The sequence below is a fragment of the Microvirga sp. VF16 genome (assembly GCF_016864375.1).
Lineage (GTDB): Bacteria > Pseudomonadota > Alphaproteobacteria > Rhizobiales > Beijerinckiaceae > Microvirga.
Window position 1 is genome coordinate 2,620,886 of record NZ_CP069354.1, and the last position, 22,954, is coordinate 2,643,839.

The 22,954-nt window shown below is 62.6% G+C and carries 22 protein-coding genes; 9 read left to right on the top strand and 13 right to left on the bottom strand.

What is annotated here, in order from left to right; all coding sequences use genetic code 11:
* The first annotated feature begins 7 nt into the window (after positions 1–7).
* Genes JO965_RS12335 through JO965_RS12350 form a run of 4 tightly spaced genes read left to right on the top strand, consistent with a single transcriptional unit; the run spans position 8 to position 4,338 of the window.
* Positions 8–1,093, top strand: coding sequence for an ABC transporter ATP-binding protein (locus tag JO965_RS12335; RefSeq protein ID WP_203443889.1), 1,086 nt, complete (start codon positions 8–10; stop codon positions 1,091–1,093).
* Positions 1,093–2,004, top strand: a complete 912-nt coding sequence (locus JO965_RS12340) for an ABC transporter permease (RefSeq protein ID WP_203443890.1) — start codon at positions 1,093–1,095, stop codon at positions 2,002–2,004. Before JO965_RS12335 ends, JO965_RS12340 begins: the two co-directional genes overlap by 1 nt.
* Positions 2,005–2,009: 5 nt before the next feature.
* Positions 2,010–2,852: an ABC transporter permease gene (locus JO965_RS12345; RefSeq protein ID WP_203443891.1), complete on the top strand. Its 843-nt coding sequence runs from the start codon at positions 2,010–2,012 to the stop codon at positions 2,850–2,852.
* 7 nt (positions 2,853–2,859) lie between these two features.
* Entirely contained in the window at positions 2,860–4,338 is a 1,479-nt protein-coding gene (locus JO965_RS12350) for a mannitol dehydrogenase family protein (RefSeq protein ID WP_203444167.1), read from the top strand.
* A 142-nt stretch (positions 4,339–4,480) separates the two neighbouring features.
* Here JO965_RS12350 and JO965_RS12355 read toward each other — a convergent pair whose 3' ends face one another.
* From JO965_RS12355 to JO965_RS48910, 4 genes are all read right to left on the bottom strand, one after another.
* On the bottom strand, positions 4,481–4,897 hold the full coding sequence (locus JO965_RS12355) for an SET domain-containing protein (protein WP_246776837.1): 417 nt from the start codon (positions 4,895–4,897) through the stop codon (positions 4,481–4,483).
* Positions 4,898–5,074: 177 nt separating this feature from the next.
* The gene (locus tag JO965_RS12360; RefSeq protein ID WP_203443893.1) at positions 5,075–5,461 is read right to left on the bottom strand and encodes a response regulator; all 387 of its coding nucleotides are present in this window, start codon (positions 5,459–5,461) and stop codon (positions 5,075–5,077) included.
* Between the two features lie 175 nt (positions 5,462–5,636).
* Positions 5,637–6,683, bottom strand: a complete 1,047-nt coding sequence (locus JO965_RS12365; protein ID WP_203443894.1) for an LLM class flavin-dependent oxidoreductase — start codon at positions 6,681–6,683, stop codon at positions 5,637–5,639.
* Positions 6,684–6,767: 84 nt separating this feature from the next.
* Positions 6,768–6,896, bottom strand: coding sequence for a hypothetical protein (locus JO965_RS48910; protein WP_256451915.1), 129 nt, complete (start codon positions 6,894–6,896; stop codon positions 6,768–6,770).
* A gap of 792 nt (positions 6,897–7,688) precedes the next feature.
* Here JO965_RS48910 and JO965_RS12370 point away from each other — a divergent pair.
* Positions 7,689–8,273 carry a cold-shock protein gene (locus JO965_RS12370; RefSeq protein ID WP_246776838.1) on the top strand — a complete coding sequence of 195 codons (585 nt, stop codon included), beginning with the start codon at positions 7,689–7,691 and terminating at the stop codon, positions 8,271–8,273.
* A gap of 151 nt (positions 8,274–8,424) precedes the next feature.
* Here JO965_RS12370 and JO965_RS12375 read toward each other — a convergent pair whose 3' ends face one another.
* Positions 8,425–9,159 carry a PhoH family protein gene (locus JO965_RS12375; protein WP_371826859.1) on the bottom strand — a complete coding sequence of 245 codons (735 nt, stop codon included), beginning with the start codon at positions 9,157–9,159 and terminating at the stop codon, positions 8,425–8,427.
* 417 nt (positions 9,160–9,576) lie between these two features.
* On the opposite strand from JO965_RS12375, the gene JO965_RS12380 reads away from it, so the two are divergent.
* Complete coding sequence (locus JO965_RS12380) at positions 9,577–10,512, top strand: ribokinase (protein WP_203443896.1); 936 nt, start codon at positions 9,577–9,579, stop codon at positions 10,510–10,512.
* Here JO965_RS12380 and JO965_RS12385 read toward each other — a convergent pair.
* From JO965_RS12385 to xylB, 8 genes are all read right to left on the bottom strand, one after another.
* Positions 10,503–11,759 (bottom strand): AGE family epimerase/isomerase, encoded by a 1,257-nt coding sequence (locus JO965_RS12385; protein ID WP_203443897.1) that lies wholly within the window; start codon positions 11,757–11,759, stop codon positions 10,503–10,505. The two genes, JO965_RS12380 and JO965_RS12385, sit on opposite strands and share 10 nt — an antisense overlap.
* Positions 11,760–11,776: 17 nt before the next feature.
* Entirely contained in the window at positions 11,777–12,727 is a 951-nt protein-coding gene (locus JO965_RS12390; protein ID WP_203443898.1) for a carbohydrate kinase, read from the bottom strand.
* 41 nt (positions 12,728–12,768) lie between these two features.
* Entirely contained in the window at positions 12,769–14,373 is a 1,605-nt protein-coding gene (locus tag JO965_RS12395) for a ribulokinase (protein WP_203443899.1), read from the bottom strand.
* A 27-nt stretch (positions 14,374–14,400) separates the two neighbouring features.
* A complete protein-coding gene (locus tag JO965_RS12400; RefSeq protein WP_305846596.1) occupies positions 14,401–15,096 on the bottom strand; it encodes an L-ribulose-5-phosphate 4-epimerase in 696 nt (231 codons plus the stop codon).
* A gap of 68 nt (positions 15,097–15,164) precedes the next feature.
* Positions 15,165–16,100, bottom strand: coding sequence for an ABC transporter substrate-binding protein (locus JO965_RS12405; protein WP_203443900.1), 936 nt, complete (start codon positions 16,098–16,100; stop codon positions 15,165–15,167).
* Positions 16,101–16,216: 116 nt separating this feature from the next.
* Positions 16,217–17,248 carry a ribose ABC transporter permease gene (locus JO965_RS12410; protein WP_203443901.1) on the bottom strand — a complete coding sequence of 344 codons (1,032 nt, stop codon included), beginning with the start codon at positions 17,246–17,248 and terminating at the stop codon, positions 16,217–16,219.
* Positions 17,245–18,774, bottom strand: coding sequence for a sugar ABC transporter ATP-binding protein (locus JO965_RS12415; RefSeq protein ID WP_203443902.1), 1,530 nt, complete (start codon positions 18,772–18,774; stop codon positions 17,245–17,247). The genes JO965_RS12410 and JO965_RS12415 overlap by 4 nt, the downstream gene beginning before the upstream one ends.
* 266 nt (positions 18,775–19,040) lie before the next feature.
* Positions 19,041–20,510, bottom strand: a complete 1,470-nt coding sequence (gene xylB, locus JO965_RS12420; protein WP_203443903.1) for a xylulokinase — start codon at positions 20,508–20,510, stop codon at positions 19,041–19,043.
* A gap of 183 nt (positions 20,511–20,693) precedes the next feature.
* Here xylB and JO965_RS12425 point away from each other — a divergent pair, with 183 nt between their 5' ends.
* From JO965_RS12425 to JO965_RS12435, 3 genes are all read left to right on the top strand, one after another.
* Complete coding sequence (locus tag JO965_RS12425; protein WP_203443904.1) at positions 20,694–21,410, top strand: sigma-70 family RNA polymerase sigma factor; 717 nt, start codon at positions 20,694–20,696, stop codon at positions 21,408–21,410.
* Positions 21,411–21,563: 153 nt separating this feature from the next.
* Entirely contained in the window at positions 21,564–22,331 is a 768-nt protein-coding gene (locus JO965_RS12430) for a sulfite exporter TauE/SafE family protein (protein ID WP_203443905.1), read from the top strand.
* A gap of 127 nt (positions 22,332–22,458) precedes the next feature.
* Positions 22,459–22,884, top strand: coding sequence for a hypothetical protein (locus tag JO965_RS12435; protein ID WP_203443906.1), 426 nt, complete (start codon positions 22,459–22,461; stop codon positions 22,882–22,884).
* The last annotated feature ends 70 nt before the right edge of the window (positions 22,885–22,954 follow it).

Genomic DNA, 22,954 nt, shown 5'->3' on the forward strand with positions numbered 1-22,954 from the left:
ACTCGCGATGACCATAGCCCTTTCCCAATTCGACGAAGTCCGGCTCGATCGTGTGAGCCGCGACTTCGGGGCGCTCAACGCTTTGCGCGACGTCTCTCTGACCATCCGGCGGCGCGAGTTCATCGCGCTGCTCGGGCCATCGGGATGTGGGAAGTCGACGACGTTGAACTGCATCGCGGGTCTCCTGCCTGTGACCGGTGGGGCGATCTGGCTCGACAAGAGCCGGGTCGATACGCTCCGCCCCGAGGAGCGCGGGTTCGGAATGGTGTTCCAGAACTATGCGCTCTTTCCCCATCTCAACGTGCGCCAGAACATCGGCTTCGGCCTCAAGATGCGCGGGCGGCCAAAGGCCGAGATCGACCGTAAGGTCGACGAGGCCCTGAACCTCGTTCGCCTGCGCGGCCAGGAGCACAAGCTGCCGGGCCAGCTCTCCGGCGGCCAGCAGCAGCGCGTAGCGATTGCCCGTGCCATCGTCATCGAGCCACCGCTCGTACTGATGGATGAGCCCTTGTCGAACCTCGATGCCAAGCTCCGCCTCGAAATGCGCGCGGAGATCCGGCGCATCCATAACGAACTCGGCGCCACGACCATTTACGTCACCCACGATCAGGATGAAGCCCTGTCGCTCGCCGACCGCATCGTGGTGCTGCGCGACGGCGTGGTCAGGCAGGTCGGAACGCCCAAGGAGCTTTATGAGGCGCCCGCTCATCTCGATGTGGCCGACTTCATGGGCTTCCGCAACAAGCTGAAAGGGCAGGTGGTCGGAAGCGACAGCGGTCGCGCCGTTCTCGACGTAGAGGGCGCACGGATCAGCGGCGTCGCCCGTGAAAGCCTGTCTGTCGGCTCCTCCGCCTATGCCGCCATCCGTCCGGACGATCTCATGGTTGGCGAGGCTGGGCCGAACGCCATTGCCGTGACCGTCGACACCATCGAATATCGCGGCCGTGAATTCGTCGGAACCGCCCATTCGGCCGGCGGGCTCGATTTCGTGTTCCGCTCCCACCATCCGGTCGAGCCGGGATCCAAGGTGCATCTGCGGGCGGATGATGGGCGCGTTCTCGTCTTCGCGGAGCCGATCCAGGGGAGGCATTGATGGACGCCCTCGCTCAAGCGGCCCCCGTCGAGCGTGGCCCGAGCCTGCGCCAGCGGCTCGCGGCGAGAGGATTCGATGCGGTGACCCTGCTCGTCATTCCGGCGGCGATCTTCACCTTGCTGCTCTTCGTCTATCCCTTCGCCTTCGGCTTCGTGCTCTCCTTCGAGCCCAAGGCCGGCGGTGACTGGCTCGCCAATTACAAGCGCTTTGTCTCGGACCCGTTTCTCTACGACACGATTGCCAACACGCTCCGGCTCGCGATTCCCGTCACGCTCCTCAACCTGCTGCTTGCGGTGCCGATTGCTTTTCGTGTGCGCCTCATGCGGCGCCAGCGCCTTCTGACCACGATCCTCGTTCTGCCGATCACGCTCGGCACGGTGCTCGTGGCCGAAGGCCTCTTGAACTATCTCGGGCCGCAGGGCTGGTTCAACCGCACTTTGCTCACCTTCGGCCTGATCTCCCAGCCCCTGAAGCTCGTCCACAATTACTGGGGCGTCTTCGCCTCGCTGGTGATCACGGGTTTCCCGTTCACCTTCCTACTGACCCTATCCTATGTCACGGGCATCGACCCGGCCCTCGAGCAGGCGGCGGCGACCCTTGGCGCCAGCGCGTGGCAGCGCTTCCGCCATGTCTATCTGCCGCTGCTGATGCCGGGATTCGCCATCACCTTCTGCCTGTCCTTCGTGCAGGCCTTCTCGGTGTTTCCCTCGGCGGTGCTGCTGGGCGAGCCCGCCGGCGTCACCCGCGTCATCTCGATTGCGGCTGCGACGGCGGCCTTCGAGGAATACGATTACTCCATGGCCTCGGCGATCGCGATGATCATGGGCTTCGTTCAGCTCGCCATCGTGGTGGCGGTGCTCGCATCCCGCGGCCTGTTCTACCGTGGCCCAGCCTCCGGCGCGAAAGGTTAAAGCCGATGATCCGCGATACGACACTCGGCTCCAAGCTCTGGGCAGCGGCCATCTGGTTCCTCGTCGGCTTCTTCGTCATCAACCTGTTCGCCATGATCGCGACCGTGGTGACGAGTTCCTTCGCCACCCGCTGGCTCGGTACATGGCTGCCGGCCGGCTGGACCACACGCTGGTATTCCTCCGCCTGGAGCGAGTTCCAGCTCTGGGACGTGCTGATGGTCACATTCCAGGTGATTGCGGCCGTCGTGTTCATCTCCGGCGCGCTCGGCGTAACGGCCGCCTATGCTCTGGCCCGGCGCGAATTTCCAGGAAAGCGGCTTCTCGTCCTGCTCTTCCTGCTGCCGCTGCTGATCCCGCCAATCACCTTCGGTATCCCGCTCGCGACCGTGCTCTATCAGACAGGTCTCGCCGGCACATTCTGGGGCGTGGTGGCAGCCAATCTCGTGCCGACTGTGCCCTTCGTGATCCTCGTCATGATTCCGTTCATCGAGCAGATCGATCCGAAGATCGAGGCGGCCGCCCGGGTCTTCGGGGCCAACACCTTCAAGCTCTTCATCCACGTACTCCTGCCGCTGCTTCTGCCGGGCATCCTGGCGGCGTTACTGCTGGTGCTGGTACGCACCATTGCCATGTTCGAGCTCACCTTCCTCGTAGCCGGGCCGACCAGTCAGACCCTCGTGGTGGCACTCTATTACGCGGTTTTCGCGGCGGGCGTGCGCGCCGTGCAATCCATCGATGCCATGGCCGTCATCTATATGGTAACGACCCTGGTCTGGCTCATCATCGCGCTGCGCTTCGTCAACCCGACGCAGATTGTCACCCGCGCGAAGCAGCAGCCGGCGCATTGAGGACATGATGTCAGACCGCCTGAACGAAGATTCGCTTGCCGATTTGCCGGAAGGCGTTCGCCGCCCGGCTTATGACCGGAGAGGCGTCAAGACGGGAATCGTGCATCTCGGCGTCGGGGCCTTCCACCGGGCGCATCAGGCGGTCTACACCGACGATGTGCTGGGCGAAGATCCGCAATGGGGCATCGTGGCGGCAAGCCTGCGCAGCTCCGACACCTACGATGCGCTTCAGCCGCAGGATGGCCTCTATACCCTCTCGGTGCGGTCGAAGGAGGGCGAGGCGCTTCGCATCGTCGGTTCGATCCGCCGGGTCATCGTCGCCCCCCGCGCGGCGGACGATCTTCTCGACGCGATGGCCGATCCGCAAACACGCATCGTCACGCTGACGGTGACCGAGAAGGGCTATTGCCACGACCCGGCGACCGGCACCCTCAACGAGGATCATCCCGATATCGTGCATGACCTCGCTTATCGCAGAACGCCCCGATCCGCTCCCGGCTTCATCGTCGAGGCGCTGCGCCGCCGACGCTTGGCAGGCGTGCCGCCCTTCACGGTTCTGACCTGCGATAATCTTCCCTCCAATGGGCGCACGGTAAAGCGTGTTCTGGCCCGCTTCGCCGAACTGGTCGACCCGGAACTCGGCCGGTTCGTGGCAAACGAGGTGCCCTGCCCCTCGACCATGGTCGACCGGATCGTGCCGGCGACCAGCGATCAGGATCGGGAGCGCATCGGGGAAACTCTCGGTGTCGAGGATGCGTGGCCTGTCGTGACCGAGCCTTTCACCCAATGGGTCATCGAAGACCGCTTTCCGCAAGGCCGGCCGGCGTGGGAGAACGCGGGCGCCGAATTCGTCACCGATGTCGAGCCCTATGAGCACATGAAGCTCAGGCTGCTCAACGGAAGCCACTCGACCCTGGCCTATCTCGGCTATCTCGCAGGGTACGAGACCGTTGCAGACACCATGACAGATCCGGCCTTCGTGCGGCTGATCGAAGGGCTCATGGACGAGGAGGTCACCCCGACGCTCCACATGCCGCCGGGAGCCGATCTGACCTCTTACAAGAGAGCGCTCATCGAGCGCTTCAAGAACCCCGCCCTGAAGCATCGTACCTGGCAGATCGCCATGGACGGCTCGCAGAAGCTGCCGCAGCGCCTCCTGGGAACGGTCCGCGATCGCCTGCGCGACGGCGCATCCATCGCGCGGCTCTCCCTCGGGGTGGCCGCCTGGATGCGCTATGTGACAGGCATCGACGAGAAGGGCGCACCCATCGACGTGCGCGATCCCATGGCGGCTCGCTTACGGGAACTGGCCGATCGGGCAGGGGGCTCGGCCGAGAGACTGGCGAGCGCTTTGTTCGGCGTGCGCGAAATCTTCGGCGACGACCTGCCCAAAGATCCGCGGTTCACGGAAGCGGTCACGGAGAACCTGACGCGTCTTTATGAAAAGGGTGCGAAGCGCACCGTCTCTGAGTTTGGGGCCGACTAACGCGGGGTATTCCCACGGTGTCAGTTGACACCCTCTACGTCATCACCGGCCCTGTGCCGGTGATCCCGTTTCTGTAGAGCGCGGCACTCTTCCAATCGGGATGGCCGGGACAGGCCGGGCCATGACGGCGCGAGTATCATCCTCAAGCGCCCACCAGCTTCGTCCGCTTGCGCTCGCATGACCGGCACTTGCAACCGGTCGGCTTGATGAAGGTCTCGAAGTAGTTCTTGCCGTAATTATAGGTGATCTCGTCGCCCGGCTTGATGCGCTTGATCGCCTTGATGCGGATCTTGCCTCTCGACACCGTGGCCTCGGCATTCGGACGGCAGCCGTGATTGATGTAGCGCGCGATGTTCCAGCGCGGCGAGCCGTCGATGGTCCAGCGGCTGCTGATCTCGAACAGGTAGCGCGTGTTGCGTCGGCGCTGGACTTCCTCGTTCGTGATCTTCGGTCCGACATACTCGATGATGAACGTTCCTTTCTCGATCACATCGGTTGCAAAGAGGCCAAGGCCGGTTTCGGATCTCCCGATACGAAACGGTCCTTCTGCAGGTTTCATTTTCATCTTAAGCGGGAGCTCCGAAGCACGCGGATGTTCGATGAGGGGTCTATTAGCGATAAACCCGGAGCGTTGAAATTGGGTCCGCGCGGAAACTTTCACGGATCCAGCTCAAGTTTTTTGCATTGGCCAATCGGACGTGATTGGTCCTGCAGGTTTCACGGAGTGGAACGATGTCTACACGACTTCGGGAGAGTCCGAGGCTCCGGCCAGAGCGGTGCGCAGGGTATCGGCGAAATTGTCGTACGAGAATGGCTTCGACAATGTCGGAGACTCACGAAATCGCTCGGGGAGCGAGCGGAAATCGTACCCGGTCGAGAAGATGAAGGGGATCCCGCGGAAACGCAGGACGTCGGCGACCGGGAACACAACCGTCCCATCGACATTGATGTCGAGAATGCCGATATCGATATCTGCCTGCAGGGCAAGGGTCAGGGCGTGATCAAGCCGCGCGGCGGGCCCCACGATCTCGCAGCCGAAATCGAGTACCATGTCCTCGATCAACATCGAGATCATTGCCTCGTCTTCGACGATCAAGACCCGCTTTCTGCGACCCTCGAACATAGCCCCTCCAAGCCGGATTGCACCTGAAAGGCGCCTCGCGGCGTCATTAAACGAATCAGTTGCAACAACTATAATCGATAGTTCGGTGCAGCCTCACTATCTTAGGTTATTATGACTTAAGGCGGTATCGTAATGCCGTCGACCAGCCAAAGTAAAGACCTTGGGAGCCTCCCGATTATACAGCGCTCCGGCGTGCAATTTCTGCGCGCACGACTGGTGCAACCCTTGTCCCAAGAAGTTCAATGGAGCGCATGATCTGGGCATGCGGCATGGTGCCGACGCTGAATTGGGCCAGGTAGCGGTCGTGGCGGAAGAGTTCGTGCTGGAACAGGATCTTGTCGATCACCTCCTGTGGGCCTCCCACCGCCAATGCACCGCGCGGCTCCCGCATCGCTTCGAATTGCGGGCGGGTCGTGGGAGGCCATCCGCGCTCACGGCCAATCTTGGTCATCACCTGGGCATAGGAGGGAAAGAATTCGTCGCCGGCCTGCTGCGAGTTGTCTGCGATATAGGCATGGGTGTTGATGCCGACCTTCAGGCGCGCCGGAACGTGCCCAGCCCGGGCTCCTGCCTCACGATAAAGTGACACGAGCGGGGCGAAGCGCTCCGGCTGTCCTCCGATGATGGCCAGCGCAAGGGGCAGTCCGAGCGCGCCCGCCCGCACGACCGATTGTGGCGTTCCGCCGACGGCAATCCAGACAGGCAGTGGTTCCCGGGCAGGGCGGGGATAGATCGGCTGATCGTCGAGGGAGGGCCGGTGCTGGCCCGACCATGTCACTCGCTCCTCGCTCCGGATCTTCAGAAGCAGGTCGAGCTTTTCGGCGAACAGGGCGTCGTAGTCGTTGAGATCGTAGCCAAAGAGAGGGAACGACTCGATGAACGAGCCGCGGCCCGCCATGATCTCGGCCCGCCCGTTCGACAAGAGGTCGAGGGTCGCGAAGTTCTGAAACACCCGGACCGGATCGTCGGAGCTCAGCACCGTTACGGCGCTCGTCAGACGAATCCTCTTGGTGCGCTCGGCGGCGGCGGCCAGGACGACGGCGGGTGCGGAAACCACGTAATCGGAGCGGTGATGCTCGCCGAGGCCGAACACGTCCAAACCGACCTGATCCGCCAGCTCGACCTCCTCGATGAGATCGCGCAGGCGCTGCGCCGGTGAGAGCAAGTGTCCGGTGGTAGGAGCTGTCGTCAGCTCACCAAAGGTATAGATACCAAGTTCCATCGATCTTCCCTTCGGAGGCTGGCACCGGTCCCGGCTATAGCAGCCGTCGTGCCGGGATGCACCGAAGATCGGATGGGATCGGATTCAGCGCTGGAGCAACCTTTGGATCAGGGCATCTGCGGCATGGCTCGTCAGCCCCCACGCGACAGGCCTGTCGCCGAGATAGACGGTGAAGGTACCGTCCTGCGTCGCCTGTTTGGCAATATGGACCATGAGTTATCCTCCTCATGTGGAGCCCGGACCACCAGTCCGTTGTGTGGGCATGATGAAATGAGAGGCGTGCCGCGGGAAGATTAAATTATGAGCAGTGACACGCCGTGACGGAGAAAAAGCCGGCGCTGGCGGCACATGCCGAGGATCCGTAGGGCAGCTCCGACTATCTGGGAGATCCTAGAAATGGCTCATCATCGCTGTGAGGCACAGGTGTAATTTCCCTCCCCACAAGAGGGGGAGGGCTTAGCGGTGTGGCATTCTCTTTATGAGCCAGACTCTAAGGAGAATTCTCCCAACGGATCCCTCGAGGCCGATTGGGTACGACTAGGGCCGGTTTGCAATCAATAACGCCGGAGCTAACGATGCAGAGCGGGGGCGTCCGCGCCACAGCCTGGAAGACCCGGATCTGAGCTCTTCATGCCCCCCGCATTGCCAAACTGGCCTTCATCCAGGAGCGTGTTTATGTCAGAAGCGAGCGTGGCCATGCGGAGGCCGATGGTCATCATGTCCTAAAAGCCGTCATCGGAGGGCTGAATTCTCGCGTTGGAGCCCCACAATCCGCATGACACGCCCTTTTGGGACCTTGCATGAAATGTCTAGGTATGAGTAGTTATCGTCTTGCCCTCAATGGTTGAGGGCGTTACGCCTATATAGCGTTTACGAAACTTGAGACTTTAGAAGGCAGTCCTGATGGGCCGGGGAAATGATCACCGTGATCGCCGACGTCAATTTGGCGGTCAACCCGAAGATCACTGGGGCGATTTCGCTCCACCAACATCTTATGAACGGCCCATGCGGCAGCAGACATCCTATGGCGCTCCAGCCTCGGGCCCCGAGACCGAGGCACGGGTGAAATGGTTCAATCCTGACAAGGGCTTCGGCTTCGTCGAAATGACCGACGGATCGGGCGAGGCCTTTCTGCACGTGCGTCAGGTCGAGGCCGCAGGCTATTCCGCGCTCGAATCCGGCACGACCTTGGTCATCAAGGTCGGCGCGGGCCAGAAGGGCCCGCAGGTCCAGGAGATCGTCAGCGTCGACACCAGCACGGCCGAACCCGAGCCACCGCGCGGCGCTCGTCCGCCGCGTCCGGCCCGTCCGGGCGGTCCCGGCCAGGGTGGTGGTTTCGGTCGCCCGAGCGGCGGCCCGAGCCCCCGTCCGGTCAGCGGTCCGCCGGAGGTTCCGGCCACCGTCAAGTGGTTCGACGCCGTGAAGGGCTACGGCTTCGTCTCCGTCGAAGGTGAGAGCAAGGACCTGTTCCTGCACATCTCCGTCGTGGAGCGCGCAGGCCTCGGCCAGCTCGAGCAGGGCCAAGCGGTCCGTGTCGCCATCGTCGATGGCCGCAAGGGTCCCGAAGTCGGCGCCATCGAGCTCGCCTAAGGCTTCCAGCCTTTTTCTTGATGAATTAAACCGGGTCCGCTGCTGCACATTGTGCAGATGAGTGGGCTCGGTTTTGCCGCGTCCAACGATGCGCTGTTTGAAGAGCTGACTATCGGCCCCAAGGTGGTCCACACTTTGGGGCCGATGCCTCTTAGCAATGAACCTCTTCGAAGGCCCGAACCCACATCTCGCAGACGCCGGAGCGCACGATCTCGTTCAACGTGAACTCGATGATCGGAACCGGGAGCATCTGCGACTTGATCAGGTGAATGACCGTTCTGAGGCCGGAGGTCTCGCGCAGGTCGCACTGGCTCACATCGCCGTTGATCACGACCGTGCAATCCTCCCCGATGCGGGTGAGGAAGGTTTTCATTTCGGCCGGGGTGGCATTCTGCGCTTCGTCCAGGAGAATGAAGGCGTCGCGCCATGAGCGTCCGCGCATCACCTCGAACGGCACCATCTCGATGTCACCGTTCTTGACCGCGATTTCGTAAGCTGCCGTGCCGATGCGGTCCTTGATGGCTTCGATGACGGGTGCGGCCCAGGGGCCGAATTTTTCCTCGAGACTGCCGGGGAAGAAGCCGAGGGAGCGGCCGCTCGGCACATTGGGACGGGTGAGGATGATCTTGCGGATGCGCCGCTGGCGGAACAGATCCGCCGCATAAGTTGCCGCGATCCAGGTTTTTCCGGTGCCGGCTGGGCCTAAGACCACGACTTGGGCATTGGTCTTCAAAGCGTCGAGATAATCGTCCTGCGTTGCATTGAGTGGCTTGATGGGAGGGAGGCTGCGCTCGGCCTGGAATTTTGATCCGGTGAGGTCGAAGACCTGCGCTGTTTCATGGGAGCGGCGGGTCTTGCGTCTCTGCTTCTCATGATGCTTGCTCAATGACCAACTCCGGGTTTTGAAACTGCGCACAGAGACCTATCCAGGCGCCGCGCAGAGGCGTCTGGGGGAACTTGCAGGAGAGGGGTGAGTGCGAGAACGAATGGCTGCGGGCGGTGGATTTCCGCGATCCGGAAGGTGAGGATCAACCTGCCTGCCCATCAACGCCTGTTCTTCTGTCTGCCACTGGCAAACTATCTTTGATTCTCATGACAGTTTACCGTCGCTACGCTTACCTGCGAGTCAAATGTTGAGGCAGCCTGCATGGTTCCAGGGCATAATCCCTCTGTGGAGTGGAGGGGAGAAATAGCTGTGGATGGCTCAATAGGTACCTCTCCGAGAGCAGATCGCCCTCGCAATCCCTCGTCAAACTTACTTTCCGGATGGTAAGGAAACCGCCTCAAAAAAGGGCAGTGCGGCATGATCGTCATCTTCGGTTCCATCAACATGGACCTCGTCGCAAGGGTCCAGCGGATCGCCCGCCCGGGAGAAACCGTGCTCTCGCGTCGGGCCGACAGCTTCTTCGGCGGCAAGGGGGCCAATCAGGCCGTCGCAGCCGCCCGGGTCAGCCGCGGCGGCCCCATGCGAGTGGCTATGGCCGGCGCTGTCGGAAACGATCCGTTCGGGACGGCCTGCCTCAAGAACCTTGAAGAGAGCGGCGTTGATGTCGGCGCAATCCGGATCACGGATGAGCCCACCGGCTGCGCCTTCATCACCGTCGATGAGACCGGCGAGAACGCCATCACGGTTGCCAGCGGGGCAAACATGGCGCTGCACTCGGCCGATCTGCCGGATCACCTCCTGTCCAAGGCTTCCGTTCTGGTGCTCCAGATGGAGGTGCCGATCGCAGACAGCCTGGAGGTCGCCGCGCGAGCACGCCGGGCCGGCGTCAAGGTCGTGTGGAATTTCGCGCCGGTTCCGCCGGTCAAGGAGCGTTCCGCCATGGCCGAACTCCTGGCCGTGACCGATGTGCTCGTCGTCAACGAGCATGAGGCACTCTCCATCGCCGATATCGTGGGCGAGTCCTCGGGCGACGATTATCTCAAGGCCGGGTCAATCATCTCCCGCTCCTTCGGTCCGACCTGCATTGTGACGGCAGGAGCACGCGGCGCCTATGCCATCGCGCCGGACGGTGGACGGATCCATGCAACCGCGCGCCCGATCGCGCCGGTCGATACCACCGGAGCGGGCGACACCTTCGTCGGAGGCCTTGCCAACGGTCTTGCGGAAGGGCTGGAGATCGGACGGGCCATGGAACGGGCCTGTGCCGCCGCCTCCCTATCCTGCCTCACGGCAGGAGCCCAGGCGGGCATGCCTCAAAGGGACGCTCTGGAGCAGCACCTTTCTCAGGCCTGAGCGCTGCTCTCCGGGATGACCTTGGTCAGGCTGCCGGTTGCCGGAAAAAGCGGGATCAGGCAGGCCTGCAGGGCATGGTAGAGATCGGGCTTGCCGGTGAAAAGGCTGGTGCCGGGCTTCAGGTCTTCCGTGAGTTCCGGCCGCCATCCGCCATGCTGATGATCGATGAGATGGTTGTCGGCGAAGCCCCAGAGGGTGCGATACCATTGCTCGTGATAGTCGCTCGGGCTGTGATCGCTCAAGAAAGCCGCAGCGCCGATGGCCTCCGCGCAGGGCCACCAGAGTTTATGGGGTAGCCTCGGCTTGTCGTCCCAGTCGAGAGCGTAAAAGAACCCGCCCTTGTCCTTGTCCCATCCGAGCTCGATGGATTGCCGGAAGAGTTCACGGGCGGCCTCGGGCATCCAGGCATGCCGCTTGCCGCCGAGCACCCAGAGTTGCAGGGTGAGACGGGCCCATTCGAGCCAATGGCCCGGCGTTGTGCCGTAGGGCCGGAACACGTCGTAGCCGCGATACTCCTTGTCGAGGTTCCAATCGTCATGAAAGTGTTCGGCCACGCGGTAGCCGAGAGAGACGGCATGGCGGCCGATGATGAGGCTCGCGATCCGCTCCGCCTTGTCGAGATAAGCGCGGTCGCCAGTCGCCTCGAAGGCGGCCATCAGGGATTCCGTCAGGTGCATGTTGGAGTTCTGGCCACGATATTGGCTCAAGGGCTGCCAATCGCGGGAGAACTCCTCCGTTACGGCCCCATGCTGCTCTTCCCAGAAGCGCTCTTCCAGAACCTGCGTGATGTCCTCGATCAGGCGGTCGGCGAGCGGGTGGCCGACCACCTTCGCGCTCGAAGCCGCGAGCAGCACGAAGGCATGCCCATAGGCCTGCTTGGTGTCGTCCTTCGGGCCGTTGTTATCGAGCGACCAGACATAGCCGCCGTTCTGCGCATCGCGATGGGCATTCCAGAGATAGGTCATGCCGTGATCTACGACTGTCTCGCATCCGGGTCGGCCGAGCAGGGTACCGATGGCAAAGCAATGCACGAAGCGCGTGGTGTTGTGAATCTGCCGCACAGGATTGGTGATCTCGATGGGTTGACCGGTATTGTCGAGATCGAAGAAGCCTCCTGCCGGGTTGATGATGCCGTACTGAAAGAAGCCGAACAGGTTGTTGGCCTGTTCGAACAGCCATTTTCGGTGAAAGCGGTTCGAGCGCCAATTCGGGCCGAGCGGAGGGAGCACAGGTTGGGATAGGGTCATGACAGATTCCATTGTGATCAGGCGCGTGCCGCCATGAATTGTTCGACCTCGGCCCAGGAGGACGGATTGGCGCCGCGGCGTGTGCAGACGATGGCGGCTGCGGCAGCTGCGAAATCGAGAGCTGCCGTGACCTGCGCTTCGGCCAATCCCGCGATGCCTTCAGGCGTCAGCAGCTTGTTGGCATCGAGCCAGGAGAGAAGACCGGCATGGAACGTGTCGCCGGCTCCGACCGTGTCCACCACCTCGATCCTCGGCGCAGGGCGCTCCACGATCCGGTCGCCAAAGGCGGCCAGCGGACCCTTCTCGCCACGGGTAATGATGACGAGCTTCGGGCCGCGCTGGAGCCAGGCGCGGGCTGCCGATGCGAGATCGTGGGCGGAGTGGAGAAGCTCGACGTCCTCGTCGCTCGCCTTCACGATGTCCGCACAGGCAAGCAGGCTTTCGAAGCGCTCGCGATAGGCCTTCAGATCGCCGACGACGCGCGGCCGCACATTGGGATCGAGCGAGATCACGCGCGATCCGGCCTCTCGGCGGAGCAAAGTTTCGATGGCGCTCGCGATAGGCTCGACACCGAGGGCATAGGATCCGGCGGCGATGGCATTCACGTCCGCCGGTAACTGAGCGGGCAGGGCCTCGGGCGTAAGGGCACGGTCCGCAGCGTTGGGAGCATAGAAGGAGTATTGCGGCTGTCCCGAGGCGTTCGTCGCGACCACGCTGAGCGTGGTATAGTTCGGGCAGCGCTGGATATAGGCGGGGCTCACGCCGGATTCGGCGAGCTTCTCGACTAGGAATGTACCGAACACGTCGTCCGACAGGGTGGACAGGAAGGCGGAAGGGCGTCCAAGACGGCCGATTCCGATGGCGACGTTAAAGGGCGAGCCGCCAGCAACGGCCTCCGCCGGAAAGCCTGCCGAGGCCGGCGCTCCCATAAAGAGGTCGATCAGGGCTTCACCACAAACCAGGATCATCAAAAGCCTCCTGACAAAACCTCAATTACACTCCCGCCCGATCAAGTGTCAGGCATGGCGTCGGGCGGAACGGGCCCTGAGGGAAGAGCCGCGATCCGCTTGAGGTCGCGCAATATATGATCCAGCGAGACGGGTCCAGAGACGCCGCCGAAGCCGAAATAGAGCGTCCTGTAATGGGCGAAGAGTTGCTCATAGATCGCATGCGCTGCCGGATCCGGCTCGAAGGTGCGGAAGGGCAGGCAGATTGCTTCTTGAGCGCTGTCGAGGTCCGGATGCGAACCGGCGGCGAGGCTCGCGAAGATGCTGGAGCCCAGCCCCGTTGGGATGCCGTTCGGCACCAGCACGGGACGGCCGAGCACATTGGCGTAGACCTGGTTTAGCACCGTATTGTGCTGCGGGATGCCGCCCGCATTGATCACCCGCTCCACCGGCACGCCGCCCTCGGCCATGCGTTCGAGAATGATGCGGGTGTGAAAGGCGGTGCCCTCGATGGCGGCGAACAGCTCGTCCTGGGCGGTGTGCAGCAGGTTCCAGCCGAGCGTGATGCCACCGAGATCCGCTTTCACGAGGACCGTGCGGTCACCGTTGTCCCAGGTCAGGCGCAGCAGGCCGGTCTGGCCGGCGCGGTATTGGTCAAGACCCTTCGAAAGCTCTTTCACGTTCGTATTGGCGCGCCGCGCAATCGCCTCGAAGATGTCGCCTGTTGCCGAGAGCCCGGCCTCGATGCCCACGAGCTTGGGATCGACGCTGCCGGGCACGACTCCGCACACGCCCTGGATCAGGCTTGTGTCCTCGGCCATGGCGATGATGCAGGTGGAGGTGCCGACCACGTTGACCACGTCGCCGACGCGGCAGCCCGCACCGATGGCATCCCAATGGGCATCGAAGGCGCCGACCGGAATCGGGATGCCGGCCTCCAGGCCGAGCTGTTCCGCCCAATAGGGGGTAAGGTGGCCTGCGACGACATCCGAAGTCACGTATTCGCCCGCGAGCTTGTCGCGGATGCCGTCGAAAAGTGGGTCGACCTTGGACAGGAATTCCTGCGGGGGCAGGCCGCCCCAACGCGGGTTCCACATCCATTTATGGCCCATGGCGCAGATGCTGCGCTTGAGACGGCGTGGGTCGGTGACGCCCGTGAGCGTCGCAGCGACCATGTCGCAATGCTCCAGCGCCGTCACCAGCCGACGACGCTTTTCAGGATTGTGGCGGAGCCAGTGCAGTAGCTTGGAGAAGCCCCATTCATGCGAATAGACGCCGCCGCACCATAGGATGGCCTCGAGCCTCTCTTCGTGCGCAAGCCGGGTGATCTCCTCCGCTTCGGATTTCGCGCGGTGGTCGCACCAGAGATAATATTCGTCGAGCGGTTCGAGCCCTTCCCCCACCATCACCACGCTCGAACCTGTGGTGTCTATGGCGAGCGCCGCCACGTCCTCGCCGTTCACGCCGGCCGATGCCAGGGCGCCGCGCATGGCGCGGGCGAGAGCATCCATATGGTCGCTATGGGCCTGGGTGGCGTAATCCGGGTTTTCACGCTTGCGGTGCAGCGGGTACTCCGCCGTGGCAAGGCCGAGCGGGCCCCTGCGGTCGTCGACGAGGGTAACCCGTACGCTCAGGGTGCCAAAATCGACACCTGCTACAACGGCCATCTGTATCTCCCCAAAGTGGATGCGCGGCTATTTCTTGTCCTGGCCATAGGTCGCCGTCGCACCGTGCTTGCGGAAATAGTGCCGGTCGAGAAGCGCCTGCGAGACGCCCTGCGCATTCGGCTGCAGCGAGAACGTGTACATCGCCATGCGGGCCACAGCCTCCAGTACGACCGCATTGTGAACCGCGTCACCCGGATCCTTGCCCCAGGCGAAGGGGCCGTGACCGGCGACCAAAGCAGCTGGGACTTCCATGGGATCGCGGTTGCCGAAGGCTTCCGTGATGGCGACGCCGGTCGCACGGACATAATCTTTCTCGATCTCCTCGGCGGTCAGCTGCCGTGTGATCGGGACCGGACCATAGAAATAATCGGCATGGGTCGTGCCCAGGGGCGGAATCGAACGGCAGGCCTGCGCCCAGGCGACGGCGTGTTCGGAATGCGTGTGCACCACGCCGCCGATCTGCGGGAAGGACTTGTAGAGGTGGATGTGGGTATCGAGGTCGGAGGAGGGGCGCAGCTCGCCCCAGACGACCTTGCCGTCGAAATCCGTGATGACGAGGTCATCGGCCTTCATGCGCTCATAAGGTACGCCGCTCGGCTTGATGACGACGAGGTTATCCTCGCGGCTGATGCCGCTGACATTGCCGAAGGTGTAAAGCACGAGCCCGCGGCGCACCACTTCCAGATTGGCTTCCAGAACCTGCTCGCGCAGCTGCTTCAACATCGAGGCGCCTCCTTCATGGAAAACGGCGGCCATCGCTCGCGCCATGGCCGCCGCAGGTGAAATGAGGATCAGCGGGCGGCTGTCCAGCCCTTGTAATCCTTGATGTTGTCGGCGGTGATCAGCTTCGGATCGAGCAGGATCACGTTCTTCTCGGGTTTCTTGCCGTTCACGATGCCGACGGCGAGCTCATAGGACTGACCGGCCATGATGTACGGATCCTGCGAGGCCGAAGCCTTGATCAGGGAATTGCCCGATTTCAGCTCGGTCTCGATGTCCGGCGCTCCGTCGACCGCTGTGATGATGAACTCGTTGCGGTTGAGCTGCTTCGCCGCCAGGTTGATGCCGATGGCGGTCGGATCGTTGATCGCGAACACCGCATCGATCTTCGGGAAGCGGGTCAGCAGACTCTGGCCGACGGCGAAGCCGCCTTCACGGGAGCCCTTGGCGTCCTGATTGTCGGAGAGGACCTTGATGTCCGGGTATTTGGAGAACACGCCCTTGCAGCCGTTGACGCGGTCGACAATGGACGAGACCTGCGGGCCGTTGATGATGAGCACGTCGCCTTTGCCTTTAAGGTGATCGGCGATGTACTGGCAGGCGAGTTCGCCTGCCTTGACGTTGTCGGTCATCACGGTGACATCGGCGCCGGCCGCGGCCACGTCGAACGCCGCTACGACCATGCCTGCGGCCTGGGCACGCTTCACGGAGGGTTCGATGGCCTTCGGGTCGACGGCGTTGATCATGACGATGTCGGTGCCGGCCGCAGAGAAGTTGTCCATCTGCGTGAACTGCTTGTTCAGGTCGTAATCTGCGGACACGGAGGTGATCTTGGCGGTGGGAGAGATCTCCTTCGCCTTGGCCTCGATGCCCTTGATGGTGGCGACGAAGAACGGGTTGCCGAGCAGGCCGACCGAGATGCCGACATTCTTGACGTCCTTGGCGTAGGCCGGGGCTGCGAGAACGGCAGCGGCGGCAAGGCTTAGCGTGAGACGGGAAAGTGCCATTGGTTCCTCCGAGTGTCTTTTGCAGGTGTCCTGTTGCCCCGCGTCTCCCGGATTACGCGCTGACCTTCGGGAGATCGCATATACGAGCGCCCGAAGTGGGCGCTGGTATTCCTTGATCAGGTGCGTGCCGACCCCTTGAGACGGTAGCGGTCGAGCGCCACGGCCCCGATGATCACGAGCCCCTTGATGATGAACTGCCAGATGTCGGACACGCCCACGAGAATGAGGCCATTCGACAGGATGGCGATGATGAGTGCGCCGATCAGGGTGCCCCAGATCGACCCGATGCCGCCCACGAAGCTTGTGCCGCCGAGAATGACAGCCGCGATGGCATCGAGCTCATAGGATTGTCCGAGCTGTAATCCGTTCGCGGCGAACAGACGTGCCGCCGACATGACGCCGCCGAGACCTGCTGCTAATCCCGAGAAGGCATAGACGAAGAGCAGCACAGCCCAGACTTTGATGCCGGTGAGCCGCGCCGCGTCCGGGTTGCCGCCGACCGCATAGATATGAACGCCCAGCACCGTTCGTCTGAGGATGAACCACGAGATCAGCACCACCGCAAAGGCGATCCAGACCAGCCAGGGCAGGCCGAACAGAGTGCCGTTGCCGATGAAGGCGAAGGGCAGCTGCGGGTTGAACTGGGTCGTGTCGTTTCCGAGCAGGCGGGCGAGACCGCGCACGGCCGTCAATGAGCCGAGGGTCACGATGAAGGGCGGCAGTTTCGCGAAGGCGATCAGCGCGCCGTTCACGAGGCCGAGGCCCAGGCCCGTCAGCAGGGCAGCGGGAATCCCCAGCATGCCCCATTCCGGGATGAGCGACCCGAGGATCGCCACCATGGCGGCGGCGGCCAGGATCGAGCCCACCGACAGGTCGATGCCGCCGGTGAGAATGACGAAGGTCATGCCTGCCGCGAGCACGGTGTTGATCGAGGCCTGCTGCATCACGATCGACAGATTCTGGAAACTCAGGAATCGGCCCGACATGAGTTCGAACACGATGCCGAGGATGACGAGCACCGGCAGCATGCCGATGGCCTGCAGGGTGGAGCGCCAGGCAAGACGGCGCTGAAGGCTTTGAGACGCCGCATCGGCGCCCTTGGCTCCGGTCGCTTGCAAGCCTGCGCTGGTCTCATTCGGGGATGTCATTCGGCCGCTTCCCTTACGCCTGTCGCGATGGTGATGATGTTTTCCTGTGTCATGGGCGGATGACCGTCTCCGCCCACCTCGCCCTCGAGCCGACCCTCGCGCATCACGAGCACGCGGTCGCAGATGCCGACGACTTCCGGGAGCTCGCTGGAGATCACGATCACGCCGACGCCGTTGCGGGCGAGGCTGTCGATCAGCCGGTAGATCTCTGACTTGGCGCCGATATCGACGCCGCGCGTCGGCTCGTCGAGAATAAGCACCTTCGGCTTGGTTTCGAGCAGGCGCGAGAGAAGAACTTTCTGCTGGTTGCCGCCCGACAGACTGCCCACTGGCACCACGTCGGCCGCGACGCGGATACCGAGCGCCCGGATCGCCGCCGCCGCCCGCTGCTTGGCGGCCTTCAGGTTGAGGACGCCGCCCAAGCGAGCGTCCCGGTCCAGAACGCTTATGTTTACGTTCTCGCGTACTGTGAGATCGAGGAAGAGGCCGAGATTCTTGCGGTCCTCAGTCAGATAGACGACCCCAGACGCGATAGCGTCCTCAGGTTTGTCAATCGAAAGGCGTTTACCCTGGAGAAAGACCTCGCCGCTGGCGCGCGGATCGGCACCGTAGATAAGGCGCGCGAGCTCTGTGCGTCCGGCGCCGACGAGGCCTGCGATGCCAAGCACTTCGCCCTCATGCAACTCGAACGAGCAATCATGCACGCGTATGCCGTCGTCCATGTTGCGCACCGCGAACATCACCGGTCCGCGGCTCTGATGGGCGTCATGCTCCTTCTTGTAGAACGAGGACAGGTCGCGGCCGACCATCATCTGCACCAGGCGCTCGGCCGAGATTTCGTCGCCGACGAGCGTTCCGACATAGGAGCCGTCCCGGAGCACCGAGACCCGCTCGGCAAGCTCGTAGATCTCGGCCATGCGATGGCTGATATAGATGATGGCAAGCCCTTCCGCCCGGAGTTGCCGGACGAGCGCGAACATCGCCTCCGTCTCACGGGAGGAGAGGGAGGTGGTAGGTTCGTCCATCACCAGGATGCGGGAGTTTGCGATGAGCGCGCGGGCAATCTCCACGAGCTGACGCTCGGCCATCGACAATTCGCTGACCTTCGTCGTCGCCGTGAAATGGACCCCGAGCCGTTGGAGAACCGTCTGGCAGGCTTTCTCCATGGAACGCCGGTCGACCATCGGGCCCGACTTGTGCTCGCGTCCGAGCAGCATGTTCTCGGCCACCGTCAGGTTGGGGGCGAGCGAAAGCTCCTGATAGATGATCGAGATGCCGTGATGACGAGCTGTCAGAGGCCCGTCGATGGTGACATGCTGACCGTTGATGCGGATCTCGCCGCCGAGATCGGCTTGGTAGGCGCCCGACAGGATCTTCATCAGCGTCGACTTGCCGGCCCCGTTCTCGCCCATCAAGGCGTGGATCTCGCCGGGATAGACGGTCAGCGAGACGTTCGTGAGCGCTTTCACGCCTGGAAACGTCTTGGAAATATCTTTCATTTCGAGGATCGGCGCGGATCCTGTCATGGGCGTTTCCCTAAAGGCGTGTTCTTGCAGCGACAGTTTTCAGCCTTGAATTCTGAAGACTCTATCATGCCAAAAGTTGGATCGGATCAGCAGGGATCGTGATTGCCCTAAATGTTTCAATTCAATCGGGTTTCAATCCCTCCTTTCTAGCCTTGGACAGGAGTGCATGACTTTTTGCCCACGTCGCCAACCTTTATGGCGATGCGCTTCATTTTAAGAGATACAATATTGCCTTGCGAGAAAGGCGGGTGCGCAGCCGCTTTCCATCAGGGCTGCGCGAATTCCGACTTCAACGCGCGATACAATCTGCGGAAGGCCTCGATCCGCGGGCCATACAGCTCCACGAGCTGCGGCTGGGGTTCGATGGTCTCGAGAATGCTCGGCGCGGTGCAGACAGTTTCCGGTGCCTCGCCGGTCGCGGCGAGCCGCGCCAGCCGCGCCGCGCCGAAAGCCGGTCCCTTGTCGCTACCTTGGTATCGCAGCATAGGAACGTTCAGCACGCTGGCGAAGATTCTTGCCCAGAACACGCTCCGCGAGCCACCTCCGATCATGCCCGCATAGGTGAGAGGCGTGCCTGCCTGTTCAAGGCATTGCTTCGCATCGGCGAAACTGAAGGCTACGCCCTCAAGGATCGCCTGGACCAGATCCGTCTGCTGCGTCTGCGGCGAGAGTCCGAAAAAAACGCCGCGCGCGTAAGGATCGTTGTGCGGCGTCCGCTCGCCCGCGAGATAGGGCAGGAAGAGAACGGAAGACGGCTTTCGATAAGCGGCTTCGGTCTCGTGCAGGAGCTCGCCGATGTCTCGTTTCAGGACATGGGCTCCCCAGGCTAGGCAACTTGCAGCGTTCAGCATCGCGGCCATCTGAAACCAGCGGCCCGGCACTGCATGGCAGAAGGAATGCACGACGGCCTCGGGCGCCGGGCTGAAATCCTGCGTCGTGACGAAAAGCTGCCCGGAGGTGCCAAGTGAGATGAAAGCCGCTCCGTCCTCGATAGCGCCGAGACCGACGGCGCCTGCTGCTGCATCTCCTGCACCGCCTGCCACGACGACATCGTTCTGCAGGCCCCATCGTTGGGCGAGGTCGGTCCGCAGGATGCCAGAGGGCTGTGAGCCCTCCACGAGGCTCGGCATCTGATCGCGCGTCAGACCTGTCGCAGCCAGTGCCGCATCCGACCAATCGCGCTTGGCTTCGTCCAGCCACCAGGTGCCGGCAGCGTCCGACATCTCCGACACGATCTCGCGGGTGAGCTTGAGGCGGATATAGTCCTTCGGCAGTATCACCTTGCGCACGGCGCGAAAGATATCGGGCTCATGCCGCGCGAGCCACACGAGCTTCGGTGCGGTGAAGCCGGGCATCGGTATGACACCCATGGCATGCGAAAGCTCCGGATGTTTGTCGCCGAGCTCCTGCGCCTCCCGGAACGAGCGGCCGTCATTCCAGAGAATGGCGGCGCGAAGAGGCCGGTTGTCCTCATCGAGCAGCACGGCCCCGTGCATCTGACCCGAGAGGCCGATACCGCGGATGTCGGCCAGCGCCGATGGGGACTGGGTACGCAGCTGATCGAGAGCGGATTCCACCGCCTCCCACCAGATTTCAGGATCCTGCTCCGACCAGAGGTCGTGCGGGCGGGAGACCTGGAGCGGAACATCCGCTTCCGCCACCGCGGCTTGCCGCTCGTCCACGAGGATCGCTTTTACCGCCGAGGTACCGACATCGATACCGAGATAATGGGGCACGCCGCATGCTCCTTGAAATGTTGATGGCCTTGGTTTGGCCTCATGTTCAGAGGAGCATATAGCTCAGCCCGGCCGCTGAGGCATACGGGAGATGAAATCCAGAGGCCTGGCCATGAAAAATTCTCGTGGTCGAAATGTCGCTCGGATATTTAAATGGCAGCGGCATGCCCCAAATAATTCGGCATGCCACAGAATTCCAAAACCCAGTCTGAGTTCACCCGGCCCGATACGCCTTCCTCGGCAGCTGCGTTGAGCGCTGCCGTGCGGCTGCATCTCGGGAAGCAATTGCGCGCCCTCTATGGCGATCCGGCGGAGGATAAGCTGCCGCGCGACCTCGCGCGTCTGGCCGATCGCGTGGCCCAGGTTATCCGTGCGCATACGGAGCCGGTCGACCAGGAGTTCATCAACGGCGTCATGGATGCGCTGCCGAATTTGCGCGCTTTCGCCCTGTCCCTGACCGGCAAGGTCGATCAGGCAGAGGATCTGGTACAGGATACGGTGCTCAAGGCCCTCACCAAGCAGGATACGTTCGAGGCCGGGACGAACCTGCAGGCCTGGCTCTTCACGATTTTGCGCAACGGCTTCTACTCCACTCACCGTAAGACCAGCCGCGAGGTCGAGGATGGGGACGGGACGCATGCCGCGAGCATGATCGCGATCCCGGACCAGGAGGACAAGCTCGCGCTTCAGGATCTTTCGACCGCGCTCGAGAAGCTGCCTCAGGAGCAGCGCGAGGCGATCATCCTCATCGGCGCCGAGGGCATGTCCTACGAGGATGCGGCCGAGGCGCTGGGCGTGAAGGTCGGAACGATCAAGAGCCGCGTCAATCGCGCGCGCAACCGCCTCGCCGAACTGATGGGGACGACGCGTCTCGACCACGATCACCCGGTAATCGCCTGACAAATCCATTCAATGCATGCTATGCGTCCGCTCACCACAATGTGAGCGGACGCATAGCATTCCTTTTTGGGGCCCTGCTGCTGCTCCCCGGCAGCGGCGTCCAGCACTCGGACTTGCAAGGACAGCCGACGGCCTGAAGGATTTCTCAAGGGCATGTCGTTTGTCGAACTGATCGGGTTCCTCGTTCTCACCGGAATTGCCGCCTACATCCAGACCCTGACCGGTTTTGCCTTCGGCCTCATCACCATGGGCGGTGTCGGTCTCACCGGCCTCCTGTCGTTGCCAGATGCGGCGATGCTCGTGAGCGTGCTTACCTTCGTGAATGCCGTTCAGATGCTTCACAAGGGATGGCGGGACGTGGCATGGCGGGAGTTCCGCTTTGTGATGCTGACCAGCATTCCCATGCTCTTTGTCGGGTACTGGCTTCTGGAATGGCTCGCCGGGACGCGCGCCGACATTCTGCGACTCATCCTCGGCCTGGTAATCATCGTCTCAAGTCTGCAACTCGCCCGTCGACCTGAGCCGCTTCCCAAACGATCCAGCGATGGTTCGTTCATGTTCTTCGGCAGTATAGCGGGCCTGATGGGCGGCCTGTTCTCGACCGCGGGGCCACCGCTTGTCTATCACTTCTATCGGCAGCCGATGGCGCAGGTGACGGTACGAGAAACACTGGTGACCGTCTTTGCACTCAATGCCGTGTTTCGGAACGGTCTTGTCGTCTTCTCCGGCAATCTCCCGTCGCCGTCGACCCTGACGGGGTTGTTCGCCATCCCCGTCGTCATGGGTGCAACCCATGCCGCACGGCGATGGCCACCGCCGCTTTCGCCCGCCGCCATGCGTTGGATCGTGCTTGGACTGCTGTTCTTCTCCGGCGTGTCGCTTGGCGCACCGGCGATCATGCATCTCATCGGCGCCCCCTGACGAAGGTCGGGAGTGCACAAAATATCAGCGGCTCCGGCAGCCCATTCCTCGAACTTTTCCCTAGGTTTCAAGGTTGAGCTTGTAGCTGGTGGGTGCTCGAAACCGCTCTTCTGCCAAGGAGGGGAGCATGGAACACAGGCCTCTGTCCGAACTCAGTAGCGTCGCCGATCTGAAGATCCCTGTACAAGCGCCGGTCCTGTCGAAAAGAGAACGCCTGGACCGTTGGGTCGAACTCCTGGAGCGGGAGCCCGACCGCATTCTCAGGACCCTGGACGAAATCGAGTGGAAGCCAAGAGCCCAACGCCGTGCGCTGCGCGCGGATGGATCCGCCCTGACGGTGGCCTATTCCGATCCAGTGCTTCGGACGGCGGGGCTTCTTAGCGATCGATTCGGCGATGCGGTCGATTTCTTCCAGATCTCCGAACATGATGCTCATATCGTCCTTTGCTCGTGCCATGGCGGCGAAGCCATGCGTGCGGACGAGGCGGCCCGCCGGGTCCGCGGCATCCGGTCACCGAGCCTTTGGGCGCTCTATTTCGGCTGGTTTCGGTAGAACTCAGGCGGCCCTGTGGTCTGAGCATCGGACCCAAAAGTGGTCCCCACTTTTGGGATCCAATCCGATG